Annotated in this window: 14 protein-coding genes; 4 read left to right on the forward strand and 10 right to left on the reverse strand. The window is 64.3% G+C overall.

What is annotated here, in order from left to right:
* Nucleotides 1–33: 33 nt before the first annotated feature.
* The 5 genes from NTD88_RS27285 to NTD88_RS27305 all read right to left on the reverse strand — a co-directional run bounded on the left by NTD88_RS27285 (nucleotide 34) and on the right by NTD88_RS27305 (nucleotide 5,650).
* The gene (locus NTD88_RS27285) at nucleotides 34–471 is read right to left on the reverse strand and encodes an Lrp/AsnC family transcriptional regulator (protein ID WP_095156657.1); all 438 of its coding nucleotides are present in this window, start codon (nucleotides 469–471) and stop codon (nucleotides 34–36) included.
* Nucleotides 468–1,856 carry a threonine synthase gene (gene thrC / locus NTD88_RS27290; protein ID WP_262155942.1) on the reverse strand — a complete coding sequence of 463 codons (1,389 nt, stop codon included), beginning with the start codon at nucleotides 1,854–1,856 and terminating at the stop codon, nucleotides 468–470. Before thrC ends, NTD88_RS27285 begins: the two co-directional genes overlap by 4 nt.
* An 18-nt stretch (nucleotides 1,857–1,874) precedes the next feature.
* Nucleotides 1,875–2,765, reverse strand: a complete 891-nt coding sequence (locus tag NTD88_RS27295; protein WP_095156655.1) for a LysR substrate-binding domain-containing protein — start codon at nucleotides 2,763–2,765, stop codon at nucleotides 1,875–1,877.
* Between the two features lie 49 nt (nucleotides 2,766–2,814).
* Entirely contained in the window at nucleotides 2,815–4,254 is a 1,440-nt protein-coding gene (locus tag NTD88_RS27300; protein ID WP_095156654.1) for an amino acid permease, read from the reverse strand.
* 139 nt (nucleotides 4,255–4,393) lie between these two features.
* Nucleotides 4,394–5,650 (reverse strand): cystathionine gamma-synthase family protein, encoded by a 1,257-nt coding sequence (locus NTD88_RS27305; protein WP_095156653.1) that lies wholly within the window; start codon nucleotides 5,648–5,650, stop codon nucleotides 4,394–4,396.
* A gap of 324 nt (nucleotides 5,651–5,974) precedes the next feature.
* Here NTD88_RS27305 and NTD88_RS27310 point away from each other — a divergent pair, with 324 nt between their 5' ends.
* The gene (locus tag NTD88_RS27310) at nucleotides 5,975–6,676 is read left to right on the forward strand and encodes a response regulator transcription factor (protein ID WP_262155943.1); all 702 of its coding nucleotides are present in this window, start codon (nucleotides 5,975–5,977) and stop codon (nucleotides 6,674–6,676) included.
* The gene (locus NTD88_RS27315) at nucleotides 6,676–8,550 is read left to right on the forward strand and encodes a sensor histidine kinase (protein ID WP_262155944.1); all 1,875 of its coding nucleotides are present in this window, start codon (nucleotides 6,676–6,678) and stop codon (nucleotides 8,548–8,550) included. Before NTD88_RS27310 ends, NTD88_RS27315 begins: the two co-directional genes overlap by 1 nt.
* A 15-nt stretch (nucleotides 8,551–8,565) precedes the next feature.
* On the opposite strand, the gene NTD88_RS27320 is transcribed toward NTD88_RS27315, so the two are convergent.
* From NTD88_RS27320 to NTD88_RS27330, 3 genes are all read right to left on the reverse strand, one after another.
* Nucleotides 8,566–8,991: a CVNH domain-containing protein gene (locus tag NTD88_RS27320; RefSeq protein WP_262155945.1), complete on the reverse strand. Its 426-nt coding sequence runs from the start codon at nucleotides 8,989–8,991 to the stop codon at nucleotides 8,566–8,568.
* 85 nt (nucleotides 8,992–9,076) lie between these two features.
* Entirely contained in the window at nucleotides 9,077–9,427 is a 351-nt protein-coding gene (locus NTD88_RS27325) for a hypothetical protein (RefSeq protein WP_262155946.1), read from the reverse strand.
* Between the two features lie 115 nt (nucleotides 9,428–9,542).
* On the reverse strand, nucleotides 9,543–11,126 hold the full coding sequence (locus tag NTD88_RS27330) for an MFS transporter (protein WP_262191777.1): 1,584 nt from the start codon (nucleotides 11,124–11,126) through the stop codon (nucleotides 9,543–9,545).
* On the opposite strand from NTD88_RS27330, the gene ftrA reads away from it, so the two are divergent.
* On the forward strand, nucleotides 11,125–12,105 hold the full coding sequence (gene ftrA / locus NTD88_RS27335) for a transcriptional regulator FtrA (protein WP_262155948.1): 981 nt from the start codon (nucleotides 11,125–11,127) through the stop codon (nucleotides 12,103–12,105). The genes NTD88_RS27330 and ftrA overlap by 2 nt on opposite strands.
* A 396-nt stretch (nucleotides 12,106–12,501) precedes the next feature.
* Nucleotides 12,502–14,433 carry a sigma-54-dependent Fis family transcriptional regulator gene (locus NTD88_RS27340; protein ID WP_262155950.1) on the forward strand — a complete coding sequence of 644 codons (1,932 nt, stop codon included), beginning with the start codon at nucleotides 12,502–12,504 and terminating at the stop codon, nucleotides 14,431–14,433.
* 61 nt (nucleotides 14,434–14,494) lie between these two features.
* Here the strand turns inward: NTD88_RS27340 and aldA are convergent, their stop codons facing one another.
* Together aldA and NTD88_RS27350 are read right to left on the reverse strand one after the other, a co-directional pair.
* Nucleotides 14,495–15,928: an aldehyde dehydrogenase gene (aldA, locus tag NTD88_RS27345; protein WP_262155951.1), complete on the reverse strand. Its 1,434-nt coding sequence runs from the start codon at nucleotides 15,926–15,928 to the stop codon at nucleotides 14,495–14,497.
* 64 nt (nucleotides 15,929–15,992) lie between these two features.
* On the reverse strand, nucleotides 15,993–18,173 hold the full coding sequence (locus NTD88_RS27350; RefSeq protein WP_262155953.1) for a PQQ-dependent dehydrogenase, methanol/ethanol family: 2,181 nt from the start codon (nucleotides 18,171–18,173) through the stop codon (nucleotides 15,993–15,995).
* Between the last annotated feature and the right edge of the window lie 287 nt (nucleotides 18,174–18,460).

Here is an 18,460-nt window from a genome sequence, read left to right on the forward strand (position 1 = left end):
AGCGAACCGTTGCGAAATGGGCGGAAGGGTTAGTTAGAAGACAGCAGAAAGGACAAACGAGGTCACGGTGTTTTCCACGCCGGGCATGGCCGCGATTTCTTTCCAGACCGCGTGAACCCGCTCAGGGCTCGCCGCGTTGACCCGCAGCATCAGGTCGAACTCGCCACTGAGCACCTCACACTGGACCACCTCGGGAATGGTCCCCAGCTTGGCCAGCACATCGTCGCCGCGCATGCGGTCGTAGCGATAAACGAAAATCGCCGCGCTGATCAGCGACGAAGGCCGGCGAGCGTCGCCCAGCCGCACGGTATAGCCCTGAATCGCGCCATCGCGCTCAAGCCGTTCGACGCGCTGGCGCACCGCGTTGCGCGACAGGTTGACCTTGGCCCCCAGCTCCGCATGAGCGATCCGCGCATTGGCGGTCAGCTCGGCCAGGATGCGCTCGTCCAGGGGGTCCAGAATGCGCTTCATAGCGCCCTCGCCTGCGCAGCCCGCAACACATGACAGAGTCCGTCCAGATCGCCACGCTGAAGGGCCGGCGGCTCGTCTGCCAAGGCTGGCGGCAGCGCCACCTCGCCGTCCCACACACCCAATTGCGCCAGCAGCGCGGCGGATTTTTCCGGCGCGATCTGGCCCAGGGTGACCATCGGCGCGCCCAGGCTGCGCCGATGCAGGCGCCCGGCCAGCGCGCCCACCGCCGTATGCGGATCGACAATGGCGCCGGTGTCCTCGCGCAGGCGGATGACCTCGCGGCGCACCTCGGCCTCCTCCACCGCATAGGAGTCGAACAGTACCCGCGCCTGCAGCCACTGCGGGTTGCCAATGCTCAGCTCGCCACAGGCTTCGAAATGTTCCATCAGCGTCCGGACACAACCGGCACTGCGCCCATACAGCTCCCAGATAAAGCGCTCCAGGTTCGAATACAGGGAAAAATCCATGGCCGGCGCCAGGGTGCGCTGGCTGGCGTGGGTGGCATATCGATTGCGGTGGAGGAAGCGGTGCAGCGCGTCGTTGCTGTTGGTCGAAACGATCACCTGATTGATCGGCAGGCCCATTTTCTGCGCGACGAAGCCGGCGTAGATCTCGGCAAAGCTCGCGGCAGGCACGCTGAACCCGACGGGCCGGGTGCCACCGCCCAACTGCAAGGCGGCATGGAAGTAAAAAACGATCTGGGCCAGCACGCCGACCCAGTTGGTGGAGTTGAAGCAGACCGGAATCACCCCCTCCAGCGGCCAGGCGCGAAACAGCCGCGCGACCAGGGTCTGGCAGTCATCGAAACTGCCGTCCACGGGGATCAGCAGGACGCGTTCAGGGTCGGCCGCCAGCAAGGCGGCGAGACGGTCGGCGGGGACGTCGTGACGCGGGTAGAGAATCGCCATGCGCACATTCGGGCAGGCCGCGAAGGCCTTGATGGCGGCAACGCCGGTGTCGCCGTTGGTGGCGCCCACCACCAGGGCTTCGCCAGTCGATTCATCGAGAAAGTGCCTGACCAGCCGGGCCTGAAGCTGCGCGGCAAAGTCTTTCGAGGTGCGCGTCGGGCCATGGAACAACTGCAGAATCCATTCGTTATGGCCAATCTGCTGCAGCGGTGTGATCGCGCGATGGGTGAAGTCCTTGTAGCTGTCGCTGAGCAGCGCGCGCAGGGTCGGCTCATCCAGCGCGTCACCGACGAAGGGCGCGATCACCCGCCATACCAGCTCATCGAAGGGCAGCCAGGACCAACTGGCGATTTCCTCCGGGCTGATCTCCGGCAAGTGCGCCGGCACATACAACCCGCCATCGGCAGCAGGCCCCGACAGCACGACTTCACGGAAGTCGGCCCGTACATCGCCATTGCGGGTGCTCACGTAGTGCATGAAAACTCCAGGAAAGGGTTACGAAGGCCGATGGGCTTGAGCCACCAGCCAGTCTGAAAACAGCGCGGCATCGGGCGGCAACGCGCGCCCTTGCTCACGGACCAGGTAGAACGATTCGCTGGCTTCGATGCGCTGGCTGAAGGGCGCGACAAGCTGCCCGTCCCTGAGCAGGTCCTCGACCACCGAGGAACGCGCCAGGGCAACGCCCTGCCCCAGCTCCGCCATGCGGATCGTCGAAATCAGCGTGTCGAATTGCAGCCCCCGCGAGTAATCGACATCGTCCGCGCCGACCCGCTTGAGCCAGTAGCCCCAGCCCTCTTCGTAGCCGAGGACATGCAGCAGCGGATGGTGCTTGAGGTCCTGCGGCTGACGGATCGGCGAGCGCGCCAGCAGCGCCGGCGAGCAGACCGGCACCAGCACGTCCCAGGTCAGACGCTGGGCATGCAGACCCGGCCATTCACCATTGCCCCAGCGCACTTCGAGGTCGTCCTCGCCATCCGGCGCCTTGACCCACAGGTTGCTGATGTAGCGGATGTCGATGTTCGGGTTCTCGCGGCTGAAATCGAGCAAGCGCGGGGCCAGCCAGTACTGCAGGAACGACAGGCTGCCGCGGACCTTCACCGGCCTGCGCTTGTGCTGGCCGAAGATCTCGTTGGTGCCCACCGCGAGACGGCTGATCGCGTCCTGCACCACCGGCAGGTAGGACTGGCCCTCCTCGGTCAGGTCGAGGCCCCTGGGCAGGCGTTTGAACAAGGCCACGCCCAGGTGGTTTTCCAGTTGGCGGATCTGCTGGCTCACCGCGCCCTGGGTCAGGTGCAGTTCCTCCGCGGCGTGGGTGAAGTTCAAGGCGCGCGCCGATACCTCGAATGACCGCAGCCAGTTCAGCGGCGGCAGGGATTTTTGCTTCATCGGCACGACCTCGTTCGGAATTGAATCCGTCCATCATGAACCGGAATCTTCAGGTCGCGTTAACGCCCGGGACCACCGGCAGCATGGCGGCAAGCCGCTGTTCGCGCTTCTTGCGGGTCACCCAGTAGACGAAGTAGCACCAGGCGATAAAGGGCAGGCCGAAGTACAGCGCGACCCGCTGCTCAGGGTCGAACGCGATCCCGACGCAAGCCAGCACGCAACACAGAATCGCGCCCAGCGGCACCCAGGGGTAACCGCGCACCCGGAAATGCAGGTCTTCGACGCGGCCGCCATTGGCCACATAGTGCCGGCGAAACGCGATCTGGCTGGCGGCGATGCTCATCCACACCACCACCACCGCCAGCCCGGAAACGGACACCAGCGCCAGGTACACCGTGTCCGGCGCAACCACGCTGCTGAGCAGCGACGCCACCGCGCCGGCCATGCTCAGGATGATCGCGTTGACCGGCGTGCCGCGCGGCGAAAGGCGGCGGAAGCACTTGGGCATATGGCCCTGGTCACTCAGGGTCCAGAGCATCCGCGAGGCGGCGTACAGGCCGGAGTTGGCCGCCGACAGCAGTGCGGTGAGGATCACGAAGTTCATGATGTCGGCCGAGTACGGGATGCCGATCATGTCGAACACCATCACGAACGGGCTTTCCACCAGGCCTGCCTGCTCACGGGGCAACAAGGTCGCGAGGACGACGATGGTGCCGACGAAGAACAGCGCCAGCCTGACCACCGTGGTGCGAATGGCCTTGGGCACGCTGTCCTGGGGATCCTTGGCTTCGCCGGCGGCAATACCGATCAGCTCAGTGCCGGAGAAGGCGAACGACACCGCCAGCAGCGTCATCGCGATGGGCAGCAAGCCGGTGGGGAACAGGCCCTCGCGGGTGAAGTTGGACAGCCCGATGCCCTGCACATGCTTGACCTCGAACAGGCCGCAGATCGCCCCGGCACCAATGACGATGAAGGCAATCACCGTCAGCACCTTGATCAGCGACAGCCAGAATTCGGTCTCGGCGAACAGGCGCACAGACACCACGTTGAGGATGAATACGGTGATAGCGAAGAATGCGCTCCAGATCCACACCGGCGTGTCCGGAAACCAGCGGACCATCAGGATCCCGGCCGCGGTGAATTCCGAGCCGATGGCGACGGCCCAGGTCAGCCAGTACAACCAGGCCACCGTGTAGCCGGTGCCCGGTCCCAGGTAACGGGTGGCGTAGCTGCTGAACGAGCCGGTTTCCGGCATCTGCACGGCCAGTTCGCCCAGGCAGACCATCACCAGGTAGACCATCACGGCGCCGACGATATAGGCGATCACCGCGCCGAGGGGACCGGCCTGGTTGACCGTGTAGCCCGAGGTCAGGAACAACCCGGTGCCGATCACCCCGCCCAGCGCCAGCATGACGATGTGGCGGGTGTGCATCTCTTTCTTGTATTCGGCCGGATCAGCCGACGCTGTCGTTGAGTGTTCAGTGGACATAGTTTGATTCTCATGAAGTGTCTGGTGTTCAACGGGAAACCCGCAACGAGGCAGTACCAACCAATGCACCAGCGACTGTTATTGTTATTGCTTTCATGAAACAGGGCGCTCCGCCATCCCGGGCAGACCGCCCTCACCCTCAGGCGGACACGCTGGCGCGCCGCTCGCTGCCGGCCACATCCGTGCGTTGGGCACGTACCGTGGCGAAGGCCTGACGCAGGTCTTCCAGCAGGTCAGCGGTGTCCTCGATACCGACGGACACCCGCACCAACCCTTCGGAAATGCCCAGCGCCTGACGCTCTTCCAGGGTGTTTTCCACGTGGCTGGTTGTCCGTGCCGGCCCGTAGATGGTTTCCACCGCGCCGAGGTTGCCGGCACGGTGGGCGTAGCGCAGGCACGGCAGCAGCTTGACGACGGTGTCCATCCCGCCAACCAGCACGAAGCTGACGATCGCGCCGAATCCCTTCATCTGCGCGCAGGCGATTTGGTGACCGGGATGCTGCGGCAATCCCGGATAGTTGACGGCTTCCACCAGCGGCTCGCTGCACAGGAATTCCGCCAGTGCCTGGGCGCTCGCCTGTTGCTGGCGCAGGCGCAGGGCGAGGGTCTTGATGCCGCGAATGATCAGGTAGGCGGAAAACGGGTCCAGCGAGGCGCCATTGATTTCCCGGTAGTGACGCACCTGCGCCATCAGCGACTCGGCCCCGCAGACCACACCGCCGAGCACATCACCATGGCCGGAAAGGAACTTGGTCGCGCTGTGCACCACCACATCGACGCCCAGCGCCAGCGGGTTCTGGTTCAGCGGCGTGGCAAAGGTGTTGTCAGCGACGACCAGCGCGCCGACACGTTTTGCCGCCGCCACCAACCGGCGGATATCGAGGATTTTCAGGGTCGGGTTGCTGGGCGTCTCGAGATAGACGAGGTCACAGCCGAGGGCGATTTCGCGCTCGATGGCCTCGGTGTCGAGGGTGTCGCACAGCGTCACCTCGACGCCCTGGCGGGGCAGGAACTCTTCGAAGATCTTGTTGGTGCCACCGTAGCTGTCGCGGGTCGAGACCACGCGCTTGCCGTTGCACAGGAAGGTATGCAGGACGCCGCTGATCGCCGCCATGCCGGTACTGAAGGCCACGGCCGACTCGGCCTGCTCCAGCGCGCACAGCTTGTTTTCGAGCACCGCGACGGTCGGGTTGCTCATGCGGCTGTAGATGAAGCCCGGCTCTTTGCCCAGTGCGACGTCATACCAGGCATCGATATCGTGATAGCCGTAGGCGGCACTGGCGACGATCGGGGTCTGGGTGGCGTTGTAGGGATGTTCGACCTGCTCCCCGCCCCACACCACACAGGTGCCAACACCCGGTTGCACGCCCTGAGCGACCTTTGCTTCGTTGTTCATGTCTTTGTCTCGCATCGATGAAACACGGCGGTGTTTCGACTGGGTCTGCGAGGACTATAGGGAGGACGCGGCCCCTTGAAAAACGATGGAATCCGGGCCTAAGGGGAGGGTTTTTTAATGGCTCCTTGGGTGGGAGGTGGATTGCTTATCGCGAGCAAGCTCGCTCCTACAGTTCCTATGTCTGTCAATGTTGAGCGAGCTTGCTCGCGATAAACCGCATCACAAAATCCCGGTTTTCAGGGATGGCGCGGCCTTCTGCCATCAGCTTATATTGCTCGCCGTGCCGACCCTTGGCACCCCTCGCCTATCCGACAGTACAACGCCATGTCCAAGATCGCGCTGACCGCCATGCAATCCCTCCCCTCTGACGTGCTGCTGGTCGAGGACGAGCCCCATTTCCAGGAGCGCTTGCTCAAGATCCTGTCAGATCTGGGCTGTGCCCCCGGGACGCTTCACGTCGCCGGCAGCCTGGCCGATGCCCGGCAGATCAGCCAGACCCAGGCGTTTTCCCTCGCCCTGGTGGACCTTGGGCTGCCCGATGGCAGCGGCATCGATCTGATCGCCGAACTCCGCCAATGCCCCCATCCCGTGAGCATCCTGGTGATTTCCGCGTGGAGCACGCAGGACAAAATCCTCCAGGCATTGCAGGCCGGCGCTACCGGCTACCTGCTCAAGGAGCGCGATGACCTGGAGGTCCTGTTGTCGATTCGCAGCGTGCTGCGCGGTGGCGCGCCGATCGATCCGTTCATTGCCAGGCATATCCTCGCGCACATTCCGCAGGCCGAGGGAAAGGTGGCCAACGTGGCGGACAGCGAGCAAGACAAGTCGCCCGACCTTCTGACCGAGCGCGAAGCGCAAATCCTGACGCTGGTCGCGGACGGCAAGTCGAACCGGAATATCGCCGAGCACCTGTACATTTCGCTCTACACCGTCGAGTGCCACATCAAGCACATCTACCGGAAGCTGGAAGTGTCTTCGCGCATCAACGCGCTCAACCAAGCGCGCTTGCGCGGTTTACTCCCGTAGTGCCGAGGCATCGTTCCCTCGGCGCGTGGCTGCTCGGCCTTGTGCTGCTGGGTAGTTGCCTGCTCCAGGCGGCATGGGCGCAATCCTGCCCGCCCACCATCAGCACCGTACAGGCCGCCAGGGAGACGCCCGGCGCAGCAGGCCGGCCGACGCAGGGCTGGCAAGCGGTCACGCTGCCCGATATCTGGACCACCCGCTGGCCCGATTTCACCGGTGCGGTCTGGTATCGCATCAGCTGGCGCCACGGCTGCGCAGCCGGCGGGGCAGAAAAGCCGCTGGTCGCGCTGGTCACCAGTTCGATCAACCTGGCCGGCGAGGTCTACCTGAACGACACCCTGCTCTGGCGTGATGCGAGCCTGCAGGAGCCGCTGTCCAGAAGCTGGAATATGCCGCGCCTCTGGATCCTCCCGAACGTGGCAATGCACCCGCAGGCCAATGACATCTGGATCCGGGTCCAGGGCCGGGCCCTGGTGTTTCCTGGCCTCGGGCTGGTGAGGATGGGGCCTCCCGCGCAGATGCTGGCGTTGCATCAGCAGCTATGGTGGTCGCAGCGCACCACGTTCCTGATCAACATGGTCGGCTCGCTGTGCATTGCCGGCCTGTTCGCGGGGATCTGGCTGCTCTACCGCAAGCACGCCGTGTATGGCTGGTTTGCGCTGTTGAACCTGGCCTGGGTGCTGTTCGTCTACAACATCGTGGCCGTCGATCCCTGGCCGTTCAGCCATACGGTGGATGTGGCGCGGGCCAACGCCATCGCCTTCATGGCCTTTTGCATGTGCTACGCGATTTTCATTTTCCAGTTGCAGGGACGGCCCCTCAGCCGGGTGCAGGAGCGCAGCCTGCAAGCCCTGACGGTGGGCCTGTCGCTGCTGATTGTGTGGATGCCTGAAAAGCACTTGCTGGCCACCCTGCAATTTGGCGTGAGAACCCATCTGCTGGTCTTTGCCGCGAGCTGCATCATGCCGCTGGTCCATGCCTGGCGCAGCAGGAAGCTCCAGGATGTGTTGTATGCCTCGCTGGGCCTCGGATTCGTGATCATCGCGCTCTACGACACGCGCACCTATTACCTGAAGATCCCCGATCCCGTCCTGCTGACCCCTTACGCCAACCTCATCACCATGGCCGTGATCACCGCCGTGCTGGGCTCGCGCATCGCACACAGCATGCGCCGCACCGAGCGCTTCAATGTGGAGCTGTCGAGCGCTGTAGAGGAGGCCTGCCGGGAGCTGGAAACGACCTTGGGCAATGAGCACCAACTGGAACTGTCGAATTTGCGCTTGCAGGAGCGCATGCAGTTCATTCACGACCTGCATGACGGTTTTGGCAGCGCCCTGGTCCGGGCCATCGTCCAGGCGGAACGCAATGCCGATGCGCATGCGGATGCGCGCCGCCACATCTCGACCCTCAAGTCCCTGCGCGATGACCTGCGCAACGTCATGGACAGCGGCGAGCGCGTCAACGCCGACATGCCGGCGACACCCTCGGAATGGATGGCTCCGACCCGGCACCGTTTTTCGACGCTGTTCGATGAAATGGACGTGACCAGTCGCTGGTCCTGCCCTGCCACGTGGCCCTGGCCACCCAGTGTGGCGTTCTGCATGGAGCTGACACGTTTGCTCGAGGAAGCCCTCTCCAACGTGCTCAAGCACAGTGGCGCAACAGAAGTGGACATCACACTGGCCGTTGTCGCGGACCGTGAGCTGATGCTCGAGGTCCGCGACAATGGTGTGGGCTTTGACCTCTCGGCGGTCAGCCAGGCCGCTACCGGCATCGGCCTGCTCTCCATGCAGGCGCGGATCGCCAGGCTCGGCGGGACACTCCTGGTAGAGTCCCGGCCGGGCCTCAGCCTGGTCCGTGCATCCCTCGGCAACTGACCTGGCAGGCGTTCTTCAGTTCAGATTGCCGTCGTTGTTCTCGATGTCCTGAAGGGAAATGCTGGTGTTCTTCTCTCCACCCCTGCCGTCTTCGCAGATTGCGGCGATATCCACTTGTCGCGGGTTGTAGCGGATCTGCACATTGCGGCAACTGTTCTGGAACGAACTGGCCGAATCGCCGCCGCCGCTCAGCGTGCCGTACTCATTGGAGACACCCAGCAACTCGATCGCCGTCGCGTTGTAGCTACCGTTGCGGGTGCGGCATTCGGCGTGAATCGACACTTCGTTGCTATCGGTATACAGCTCGATGTTGCGGCACGAGTTCTGGAAGGTGGAGGGTGCCGCCTGTGCGGGCGCCAGCAGCACCAAGGAGAGTAACGCGGACATCCCGCCGAGGATGAGCGCCCTGGTCTGTCCGCGCATGGTAGTTGCCTGGTTCATGTTACTGATCCCTGTTATTGAAGGTTTTAGGAGGTGTTGCCTGACTGCCGCGACGCTGGCTGCGGCGGATGATGATCGGGCGCCGTCAGCGGCACCCGTCAATGTGCTTCACGAGGTAGGTGGTTTTGCCGACGCCGGGCGGTGGGCGGGACTCGAGCAAGACACGCAACTCGCAGTCGCGGCTGCGGACACGCCAGTGTTGGGTGGTGTCATCCGCCTGATCGCGCTGGCGCTCGATGCTTTCGATCGGCATCTGCTTCAGGGCATTGATCACGCGTGCGTCCTGCAACACCACCTGGATCTGCTCGACGCTGTCGTAGTAGCCGGACAAGGACGCTTGCGCCGGCGCGCAGACCAACCCCGTCACGGTGCACAGCCAGAACGGCGTGCGCAGCAGGGGTGCAAGGCAACTGAGGGCGTTACGGATTCCACGCATAAGGACGACCGCCAGAACGATAGTGGGGTGACGTCGCTATGCTATTTTTCGGCCTTGCCTCTGGATATCACTGGTTACTGGTATTTGTGGGGCTGCCCGGGCAATTCTTAAGCGCTCAGGAGGCCGTAGCTGGCTGCGTTTTCACGCCGACTGCCCACGGCCTGAACACACAAAGGCTGGCCACTGCCGCCAGGCACACGCTGGCCGCGCCATAGATCAACACCCAGGCGAAGCCTTGATCGAGTGCGGTATGAAAGGCGCTCGCAGGTATCGCCTGCTTGCCGGCCGCCACTGCCTGGGCCATGGCCTGCAATGCCGAACCCTCGCCCAACCCCGGCAAGCTCTGACGCAAACTGCCGGCAATGCCTTGCACCAATACCCAACCCATCACCGCGATATTGATGGCCAGCGAGGTCATCCGCGCGCTCATGTCCATGCCGGACGCCATGCCCGCCCGCGATGGCAGCACGGAGCCGGTGCTGGTGTTGGTCACCGGGGTGTTGGTCAACCCAAGTCCGGTCCCCGCCAACACGCAGCCTGCCGCCATAACGGGAACCAGCAAATTGGCACTGCCGATGGCGATGCACATCAACATCAATCCCGCCCCGATCACCAGCAGCCCGGCAGGAATCATCACGCCCGGCTGAAGTTTCAGCGCCAGGCGTTCACCCAACGGCGGCACAAACAGGGTTGGCAAGGTGTACGCCAGCAGCAGCAAACCCGCGTCGACGTTATCCAGCCCCATTCCCGCCTGAAAATAGATGGGCAGGTAGATCATCAGCGGCCAAAAACTGAAGTTCATCCCCGCCGAGCCCAGCAGCGCCCCTGAAAACCCGCGGATGCGGAACACCGAGAAATCCATCATCGGCTGCGGGTTGAGCCGCTGCGAGATCAGGAACGCCACGAACGCCAGCAGGGTCGCCATCGCCAACGCACCGACTGTCGCGCTCGACAGTTCAGGGCCCTGGATAATCACGTAGGTCAGGCCGAACACCGCGGACGCCAGCAACAGGATCCCCAGGCTATCCAGCTTGCCCGTCGGCACCTCGCGGGTGGCGTGCACCCCGGCGCCCGCCAGGGCGAACGCTATTGCCGCCAGCGGCAGGTGAATCAGAAACACCCACTGCCAGTTGGCGAGCGCGAGGATGCCAGCACCGATGATCGGCCCTAGGCCCAGGCCGGCGCCGAAAACGATCCCCCACAGGGCAAAGGCCTTGCTCCGTTCGCGGGGCTCGGTGAACTGCCGGGACAGGATCGAAATCTGGCAGATCAGCATGGCGCCGCCGCTCGCGCCCTGCACCGTCCGGGCGATGATCAGCATCGACGCGTCTTCGGCAAGTCCACAGGCCAAGGATGCCAGGCCGAACACCGCGACACTGGTGAGAAACAACGTCCTGCGCCCGTAGCGATCCACCAGCGTGCCCACCGCCATCAACACGGTGGTACAGGCCAGCGTGTAGGCGTTCATTATCCATTGCAGGTCGCTGAAGCGACTTTCAAGCAGCGTTTCGAGGGTGGGCAGTATCACCGGGATACTGGAGATCTCCAGGCCGAACATCATCGCCGCCAGGCACACCGCCGCCAGCGCTTTCACCGAATCCTTCATTGCACGTTTCCACAGGCTCAAATAGTCAGCGGATGATCCGGCGGTGAGGGGCTTGTGGAAATCGGCACGAAGGCCATGTATCGTCAACTTCATGCCAAAACGCCATCCTGCTGCACTGCCCTTCAATCGAACCCTGGTCGTGCTGGCGTACGACCAGTTGTGTACTTTTGAATTCGGCACCGCCATCGAAGCCTTCGGCCGCGATGATCCCGAACTGAAAAAACCGCTTTATGACCTGCGCGTCGCCGCGGCCGAACCCGGCCCGCTGCGGGCCTTTGGTGGCGTGCAGATCACCGTGGAAGGTGGCCTGGAACTGCTGGAACAGGCCGGAACCGTCGTCATTCCCGGATGGCGCGACCTGGCCGAAGACGTTGCCCCCGACGTGCTTCAAGCGCTCACGGCCGCCAGCGCCAGGGGTTGCCGGATCGTCACCATCTGCGCGGGCACCTTTGTCCTCGCGGCAACCGGCCTGCTGGCGGGCAAGCGCGCCACTACCCATTGGCACCATCACCAAGCCCTTGCGAAGGCTTATCCGGAGATTCAGGTCGAGCCCTCGGTGCTCTATGTCGATGAGGGCAACATCCTCACCTCGGCAGGTTGTGCCTCGGGCCTCGACGCCTGCCTGCACCTGATCCGCCGGGACTTCGGCCCCGACGCGGCCAACCGGGCAGCCCGCCGCATGGTGACCCCGCCCCATCGCCTGGGCTGCCAGGCCCAATACATCGAGCAGCCGGTTACCGTGAGGCCGGGCAGCAGCCTGGCGCCGCTGCTGGATCAACTGCGCGCCAGACCCGACAGCGACCTGACCATCGACCAAATGGCCCACGCCGCCCACATGAGTCGCCGCACCTTCCTGCGCCGCTTTCACGACGCCACCGGAACCACACCCGCCGACTGGCTGCTGGGCGTCCGGCTGGAACGCGCCAAGGCGCTGCTGGAAACCAGCGCGCTGCCCATGCCGCTGATTGCCGAACAATGCGGCTTCGGCACCGCCGCGACGTTGCGGCATCACTTTCGTACAAAACTGGACAGCAGCCCGAGTTGCTATCGCAAGCAGTTCGGGCGGGCATGAGAATTCAAGCCGGTCAGCCTGAGGATTTTATAAATCGCCTGAGCGAAGGATGGATTCGCCTGTGTACCTGTTTCAATGAACGGACACTTGCAAGCGTTACAACTACGCTCGACACGGTGTTAGAACGTAGTGATAGAAATTCGGCACGCCGTTGAACATCGCGTCCTGCTTGTCGCGCGGCACCTTTTCCAGCAGCCACGGTCGTCGTAGTGGCGAAGGCGTAGCTCCGGCTCCCACAGGGGACAGTGTTATGTCGAGGACTTGCGCCACTATCCATGCCATCCCACCATGGCGCTGCCCGCCACCAAGGGCTATCTTAGCCCCCGTGACAGCCACGGCTCGTCGCCCCATAACAAGATCGCCGTGCCCAAGCGGCACGCCACAGGGAGCCTATCCATGACGCGGCATAGCGCCCAGACCCACCCGAGCGAACTCGCTGCCTTCGTCAACGAGCATTTCCCCGAACGGCGGATCCGCCCGGACGGGGTGATTGCCCAGTCCTGGTACCGCAGCGTCATGCAGCACCGGCTCGACCCCGCCACGGCCACCCGCCTGGATATCCTGTGCGCCGACGATATCCGCCGCCACCAGCAACAACATCAGCAGTACCTCGATATCGCCAGCCAGGGCGTCAGCGGCCTGGCCCGCCGCGTGGTGCCAGCCGGTTTCGCGGTGCTGCTCAGCGACGAGCAGGGCATCACCCTCGACGCTCGCCTGCCCGTCCAGCATGACCCGTACATCCGCTCGGGCCTGGTGGTCGGCGCGCGCTGGGACGAGTCGATCGCTGGCACCAACGGCATCGGCACCACGCTGGCGGCGGCCGAGCCGCTGATCATCCATCGCGACGAGCATTTCCTCACCGCCAATGCGCGCCTGAGTTGTTCCGTCGCGCCGATCTTCAATGCCCAGGGCCTGTTGCAGGGTTGCCTGAACGCCACCTGCCTGAACAGCGATGGCCCCAAGGAAAGCCAATACCTGACCCTGCAATTGGTGATCCTGTATGCGCGCCTGATCGAGAACGCGCACTTTCGCCAAAGCTACCGGGATCGCCTGACGCTTTCGCTCAAGCCCATCGACGAAATCGCCGACCTGGCCAATGAGCAACTGCTGGCAGTCGACGACAGCGGTCGGGTGATCGGCGCCAACCGCGCGGCCTTTGTCGCCCATGACCAGGCCAATGGCCGCAACCTGCTGGGCAGCCTGATCGACCAGTTGCTGCCCATGGGCGTCAACGAGTTACTGCGCCTGACCAACGGTGGCGCCCGCGGCCTGCGCCTGCGTGCCCGGCATGACGAAGCGCTGCTGGACCTGAGCCTGCGCATCCCCTCGGAGCAGCACCGCGTGGCGCCGACACCGGCACCGACCAAGGCGCCGCGGCCGCGCCACCCCGACCTGGAACAACTGGCCGGCGCCGACCCGGCGCTGCAACAGGCGGTGCGACGCCTGCGCAAGGTGATCGACAAGGACATCGCCATCCTGATTACCGGCGAAACCGGCACCGGCAAAGAAGCCTTTGCCCGGGCCATCCACCAGGCCAGCGCCCGCCATAGCGGGCCCTTTATCGCGCTCAACTGCGCGGCGATCCCGGAGAGCCTGATCGAGAGCGAACTGTTCGGCTACCGCGGCGGCAGCTTTACCGGTGCCGAGAAAAAAGGCATGAAGGGCAAGCTGGAACTGGCCAATGGCGGCACGCTGTTTCTCGATGAGATCGGCGATATGCCAGCCCACCTGCAAACCCGCCTGCTGCGGGTGCTGGCCGAGCGGGAGATTTCCCCCCTTGGCGCTCAGTCGCCGGTGGCGCTGGATATCCAGGTGATATGCGCCACGCACCAGGACTTGCAGGGCATGTTGCGCGACAAGGGCTTTCGCGAAGACCTGTTCTATCGCCTCAACGGCATGAACCTCAACCTGCCGCCGCTGCGCGAGCGCAGTGACCGCGCGCAACTGATCCAGCATCTGCTCGACAGCCAGGCCGAGGCTCAGGGCCTGCAGCTCACCGACCCGGCGCGGCAATGCCTGCTCGACGCGCCCTGGCCCGGCAATATCCGCCAGTTGCTCAATGCCCTGCGCTACGCGGTGGCGCTGGCCGAGGACGGCTGTATCGACCTGGACTGCCTGCCCGGCGACCTGCTGCGCAGCCCCGCCGTGCACGCGCTGCCGGCCACCCCGCCGACGAGCAGCGAACCGCAAGCGTCGAGCCTGTTGGCGACCTTGCGCCGCCATCGCTGGAATATCAGCGCGGCGGCCAGCGAACTGGGCGTCGCCCGCTCGACGCTCTACCGGCAGATGAAAAAACACCGGCTGGTGCAGCCCAACGACTGCCTCTGAGCCGCAACGAAAAACGCCCGGACCGTTAAACACGGTCCGGGCGTTTTCAACGGACGGGCTATCAGGCCTGGATGTACACCACATGGGTGTGGGTGTACTCGTACAGCCCGTGCTTGCCATCGGCACCGCCAATGCCGGACTTGCGCGTCCCGGCATGGAAGCCCTGCATGGCTTCGAAGTTCTCGCGGTTGATGTAGGTCTCGCCGAAGTCCAGCGAACGGGTCGCCTGCAAGGCCGCGCTCAGGCTGCCGGTGTAGATCGATGAGGTCAGGCCGTATTCGCTGTCGTTGGACAGCGCGATGGCCTCGTCCAGGTCGTCGACAATCTGGATCGGCAGCACCGGGCCGAAGATCTCCTTGCGCATGATTTCCATGTCGGCGGAACAGCCGGCCAGCACCGTCGGCTGATAGTGGAAGCCCTGGCCCAGGTCAGCCACCGCGCCGCCGGTAATGATCTGCGCGCCCTGCCCGCTGGCGGTGCGGACCATTTGCGCCACCTTGTCCAGCGCCGCGCGATTGATCAGCGGGCCCATGTCCAGGCCACTTTCGGCCAGCGGGTCGCCATAACGGGTGGCGGCCATGGACGCGGCAATGCGCTCGATAAACGCATCGGCCACCTTGCGCTCGACATACACCCGCTCGGCGCAGTTGCATACCTGCCCGGTGTTGATCACCCGCGAGGCGGTGATGGCCCTGACCGCCAGATCCAGGTCGGCATCAGCCAGGACGATGGCCGGCGCCTTGCCGCCCAGTTCCAGGTTGAGTTTGGTGATATTCGGCGCGGCGGCGGCCATGATTCGCGAGCCGGTGCCGACGCTGCCGGTAAAGCTGATCAGGTCGATGCCGGGATGGCTGGTCAGCGCGCTGCCGACCGTGGTACCGGTGCCGCAGACCACGTTGAAGACGCCAGCGGGCAGATCGGTCTCGGCCACCAGGCGGGCGAATTCGAAGCAGTTGATCGGGGTTTCTTCACTCGGCTTGATCACGATGGTGTTGCCGGTCAACAGCGCCGGCGCCATCTTGCGGGCGATCAGGAAGAACGGGAAGTTCCACGGCAGAATCCCGGCAACCACACCCAGCGGTTTGCGCAGCAGGAAGATGCTCTCGCCGGCGCGGTCACTGCTCAGCACTTCGCCTTCCAGGCGCCGCGCCCACTCAGCCATGTAGTCGAGGTAGTCGGCGGTGAAATTCACCTCGACCCGGGCCAGTTCCAGCACCTTGCCCTGCTCGGCGGTAATCACCCGCGCCAGGCGCTCGGCGTGCTCGCGCACCTTGCTGGCGATTTTGCGCAGATAACCCGCACGCTCGATGGCGGGCCGCAGGGCCCAGGCCTTTTGGGCCTGGCGTGCGGCAGCAATGGCCTGCTCGACATCGGCGCTGCTGCCCTGGGGCACACGCCCGAGCAACTGGCCGTTGGCCGGGTTATGCACCTCGATCAGCTCGTCGCTGGCGACGAAGGCATTGGCGATGTAGTTCTGGTAGATGGCGTCACTCATATCCGCGTCTCTCTTGTCGGGGATGGCGCGACCGACCGGCAATGGCGCCGGCCGGCCCGTAGGCTTATTGCTTGGCGCTGAACTGCTTCCAGGATTCGCCTTCGTTCTGCAGGTCATGGGAGCGCTTGATCAGGTACTGATGGATCTGGTCGACCTGCTCAGGGGTAAAGGCATCGGCAAAGGACGGCATGCCATCAGGCACACGGCCGCCGAACAGGATCCCGAGGAACATCTGGTGTTTCTCCGGCGTCAGCTTGCGCAGGTCGGGCAATACGCCGCCGCTGACCGCGTGGATGCCATGGCACTGCGAGCAATAGCCGTCATACAGCTTGGCGCCGGCTTCGATGGAGGCCGTGTCGTTGCTCAGCGCAGGCGGTTTCGGGGTGTCGGGACGCGGTGCCGGCTCTTGCAGCTTGGCGGTGCCGCCAATCTTGTAGGTCAGCACCTGGGAGAACGGCTGCACCCCGGCCCGCAGCGACAGCGCCCCGGCAAAGGTCGAGAACGCCCCGCCCCAGCCGGCCATGAAGGTCACGTACTGTTCGCCATCGACGCTGTAGGTGATCGGTGCCGCCATCACGCCACTGGCCGCCGGTTGCTCCCAGAGTTTCTTGCCGGTGTCGGCGGCATAGGCGATGACGCGGCCGTCGGCGCTGCCTTCGAACACCAGGTTGCCGGCGGTGCTCAGGGTGCCGCCGTTGAAGATGGTCACGTAGGGCACTTCCCAGGCCGGTTGCTGCTTGACCGGGTCCCAGGCGATCAGCTTGCCCGACCAGCCCTTGGCCATGTCCAGCAGGCCGTCGACATTCTCCGGCATCATCCCGGTGCGCAGGCCCAGCTGGTACATGCTCTTGAACGGGTTGCGCTTCGGCGCCTCGGGAATGTGCTCGTAGTAGGCCGACATGATGTGGGCCGGGATGTACACCAGCCCGGTGTTCGGGTTGTAGGACATCGGCTGCCAGTCATGGGCACCCCAGAAGGCCGGCGTCACCAGCTTGCGCTTGCCGTCTTTCCAGTAGGCGGCGTTCTCGTCATCGACGATAGGCCGACCGGTCTTCATGTCCATGCCCTTGGTCCAGCTCTGCGGCACGATGCCCTTGGCCGAGAGCAACTCGCCGGTGGCGCGGTCGATCACATAGAAGAAGCCGTTTTTCGGCGCCTGCATCAGCACTTTGCGCGGCTTGCCGTCGATCGGCAGCTCGGCAAGGATCATGTGCTGGGTCGCGGTGTAGTCCCAGGCGTCGCCCGGAGTGGTCTGGTAGTGCCAGACGTATTCACCGGTGTCGGCATTGACCGCGACGATCGACGACAGGAACAGGTTGTCGCCCTTGGCCTGGCTGCGCCATTTCGGGTCCCAGAGCGAGCCGTTGCCGACGCCGATATACAGCAGGTTCAGATCCGGGTCGAAGGCAAACGAATCCCAGGCTGTGCCGCCACCGCCCTGCTCGGCGAAGGCATCGCCGAACCAGGTCTTGGCGGCGATTTCCATGCCCTTGCCTTCGGGCGGCAACTTGGGGTCGCCCGGCACGGTGTAGAAGCGCCAGGCTTCCTTGCCCGTTTCGGCGTCATAGGCCGTGACGTAGCCGCGCACGCCGAACTCGGCGCCGCCGTTGCCGATCACCACCTTGCCGTTGACCACCCGTGGCGCGCCGGTAATGGTGTAGCTGCGCTTGTGGTCGGCGCGGGTATCGACCGACCAGGCGCGTTTCCCTGTCTTGGCGTCGATGGCTTCCAGGCGGCCGTCGAGCACCCCGACATAGACCTTGCCCTTCCACACCGCCACTCCGCGGTTGACCGCGTCACAGCAGGCTTCGCCGGCGCGGTTGCGGTCCGATTGCGGGTCGTATTTCCAGATCAGCTTGCCGTCGCGGGCATCCAGCGCATACACCACCGAGAACGGCCCGGTGGTGTACATCACGCCGTCGACCACGATCGGCGTGGCTTCCACACCGCGATCCAGGTCGAGTTTGTAGCTCCACGCCAGGCCGAGCTTGTCGACGTTCTTATCGCTGATGTTGTTGAGCGGGCTGTAGCGCTGCTCGTCGTAGGTCCGCCCGGTGCTCATCCAGTTACCGGGTTCCTTGTCGGCGGCAATCAGCCGCTTGCTGTCGACATTGGCCGGCACTTCAACGGCCAGCGCTGGCGTGGTGGCCAGGCTCAACAGCAACGCGGCAGCCAGGGATTTCAGAGGGATACCGGCGACGGTGGAACGAGCGCCGGAAGGCGAGGCATGGCCAATCTGTCTCATGGGGTTAGTCCTGTTCTTATTAGTGGCGCGATCTTTTCGCTGCGCACCAGGGACAGAGCAACGGCTATGCCAGATTGTTTTGATTGGGCTGGAGGGCTTTGTTTACGGGGGTTTTCGGGAAAAGGAGGAGCGTTTTCGGGGATGCTGGAGCGCTACAGGTGTTGCGTCGGGCGCTACAGGGGTGGGACAGGTGGAGTGCCGGTCTCCAGGCGACAGATTTTCAGCGTTCTCAAGATCGAGCGCCGCCCGCGCGGCGCATCGCGAGCAAGCTCGCTCCTACATTGGTT

The organism is Pseudomonas sp. 20P_3.2_Bac5, from assembly GCF_025466035.1.
GTDB lineage: Bacteria > Pseudomonadota > Gammaproteobacteria > Pseudomonadales > Pseudomonadaceae > Aquipseudomonas.

Excerpts from the sequence above, each read along its gene's own strand:
- NTD88_RS27285 (WP_095156657.1), bottom strand. The coding sequence starts at position 471 with ATGAAGCGCATTCTGGACCCCCTGGACGAGCGCATCCTGGCCGAGCTG.
- thrC (WP_262155942.1), bottom strand. The coding sequence starts at position 1,856 with ATGCACTACGTGAGCACCCGCAATGGCGATGTACGGGCCGACTTCCGT.
- NTD88_RS27295 (WP_095156655.1), bottom strand. The coding sequence starts at position 2,765 with ATGAAGCAAAAATCCCTGCCGCCGCTGAACTGGCTGCGGTCATTCGAG.
- NTD88_RS27300 (WP_095156654.1), bottom strand. The coding sequence starts at position 4,254 with ATGTCCACTGAACACTCAACGACAGCGTCGGCTGATCCGGCCGAATAC.
- NTD88_RS27305 (WP_095156653.1), bottom strand. The coding sequence starts at position 5,650 with ATGAACAACGAAGCAAAGGTCGCTCAGGGCGTGCAACCGGGTGTTGGC.
- NTD88_RS27310 (WP_262155943.1), top strand. The coding sequence starts at position 5,975 with ATGTCCAAGATCGCGCTGACCGCCATGCAATCCCTCCCCTCTGACGTG.
- NTD88_RS27320 (WP_262155945.1), bottom strand. The coding sequence starts at position 8,991 with ATGAACCAGGCAACTACCATGCGCGGACAGACCAGGGCGCTCATCCTC.
- NTD88_RS27325 (WP_262155946.1), bottom strand. The coding sequence starts at position 9,427 with ATGCGTGGAATCCGTAACGCCCTCAGTTGCCTTGCACCCCTGCTGCGC.
- ftrA (WP_262155948.1), top strand. The coding sequence starts at position 11,125 with ATGCCAAAACGCCATCCTGCTGCACTGCCCTTCAATCGAACCCTGGTC.
- NTD88_RS27330 (WP_262191777.1), bottom strand. The coding sequence starts at position 11,126 with ATGAAGTTGACGATACATGGCCTTCGTGCCGATTTCCACAAGCCCCTC.
- NTD88_RS27340 (WP_262155950.1), top strand. The coding sequence starts at position 12,502 with ATGACGCGGCATAGCGCCCAGACCCACCCGAGCGAACTCGCTGCCTTC.
- aldA (WP_262155951.1), bottom strand. The coding sequence starts at position 15,928 with ATGAGTGACGCCATCTACCAGAACTACATCGCCAATGCCTTCGTCGCC.
- NTD88_RS27350 (WP_262155953.1), bottom strand. The coding sequence starts at position 18,173 with ATGAGACAGATTGGCCATGCCTCGCCTTCCGGCGCTCGTTCCACCGTC.